Genomic DNA, 1,590 nt, shown 5'->3' on the forward strand with positions numbered 1-1,590 from the left:
AAGGGTGGGGGTGCTCGTAGATATGCGGGGAACAAAACACCCCCATAAGGTTAAGCAGCTTTTGTTGAGAGTTGTTTTATCTCTCGTTCTATCTCTGCTAAAAAGGTTTCAACAGCTTGATTGATCTGTTCAATTTGTTGATCATCACGGAGAACACGCTTGACTTTCATGCGCAAGTGAAAGAATTCTCCCGTAAAACGTGGGTCATAGCTTACGAAATCACACCATTTTCGTTCTGTACAAGCCATTTGGAATTGCATTTGTGCGTGATATTCTGGTTTGATTTCGTCACCTATCCAAAAGCGCATATGTGTTACTGATCTCGGGCATTTGACTTCGATTAAACCGTCTTCTCCAATGAGACCATCGGGGCTAGCCCCCGCCATTTCTATTGTGGGGTGTTGGATAAAGCCGCACTTTGTTATATCGGCATCATAAATGAAGCCATATTCTCTCAAGGCATCATCTTCATGTTCGATACCCCATCTCATATCTTCAGTTTCATAATAGGGGCTTGTTTCTCTTGTTAAACGTTCTGTTATGAGTTTGATTTTGTAGTCTTCATATTTGCTCGTAGGCAATCCTTTTGTAGTTTTATTGAGTATGTTGTAAATGTTTGATGCGGTGACTTTACCCAAGCGCGCTTGAAACCATTCTGCTGTTCTTTGTTCCATCTCATACCGCCGTTCTTTGTTCTTGTGGTGCATATTCTATATCTTGGACGTGAATATATTCGGCATCTTGTATAGGAACGTATGTTTTCTCTTGTGGTGGGAGAGATTGTAGAGCGCTTTCTCTTTGAATTCTTGGCTTGCTTTCTAATATTTTCAAAACGTCGTCTGCTGTTTCACAAGACATATCTGTTAGCTTTTCTACTTTTGCATAAGAGAGAAGCTTATTTTTATCCGATTCTGTTTGTTCGATTAATTCTTCGATTTGCTTTATCTGTTTAGAGGAAACTTTTTGATTATTTGTATCGTCTTCTTTGGCTTGCATTTGACCATCTGTATCGTCTTCTTTACTTGCTAAATTAAGAAGCATGCCTAATAGGTATCTTCGTGCGTAGGTAAGTGTGGAACCAAGTGATTGTATGCTATTTTTAGAGCCTGTACTGTCAATTGGAAATGTTCCTTCTGTTGATATTTCATTGCCTGAAGGATGAGACAGAGTTATTTCTATGGTAACGTTTTTTTCTGTTTGATTTTTAATACGATAAAACAAAGCAAATTTGTATGTTGCAAGTCCGTCTTTTACAGCATCAATGTACTGATCAAGTGTAGCGTATTTGCTGTTTGTATGGTTATTAATGGCGTTTTGTTCGATATTTTTATATGCCATTTGCACAGCCGAAAGATCACGGACAAAATTTTGGCGCTCTTGTCGTTTTATCTCTTGTTCTCTTAAATCAAGAAGACGCTCTAAGCGATCCATATCGACGTCACTGTCTAAGGCTTTATTTAAAATACGTTCCATGACAGTTTGTTCGACGGCTAAATGATGTGTTTCTTCAATTTCTATTAGGTTAGTGTTTTGTTCACTCATCTTGATTTCCTACATTGCGCGCAATTCCCCCGTGGCGTGAATCACGCT

At 38.9% G+C, this 1,590-nt stretch carries 2 protein-coding genes; both read right to left on the reverse strand.

Annotation, left to right across the window (positions count from 1 at the left end; all coding sequences use genetic code 11):
- Positions 1-50 precede the first annotated feature (50 nt).
- Entirely contained in the window at positions 51-674 is a 624-nt protein-coding gene (locus tag ACFILW_RS09675; protein ID WP_375685711.1) for a lambda exonuclease family protein, read from the reverse strand.
- Between the two features lies 1 nt (position 675).
- Positions 676-1,542 carry an ERF family protein gene (locus tag ACFILW_RS09680; RefSeq protein ID WP_375685712.1) on the reverse strand — a complete coding sequence of 289 codons (867 nt, stop codon included), beginning with the start codon at positions 1,540-1,542 and terminating at the stop codon, positions 676-678.
- Positions 1,543-1,590 lie beyond the last annotated feature (48 nt).

This window comes from Bartonella sp. TT110JLCBS, from assembly GCF_042193405.1.
In the GTDB taxonomy this organism is placed as follows: domain Bacteria; phylum Pseudomonadota; class Alphaproteobacteria; order Rhizobiales; family Rhizobiaceae; genus Bartonella.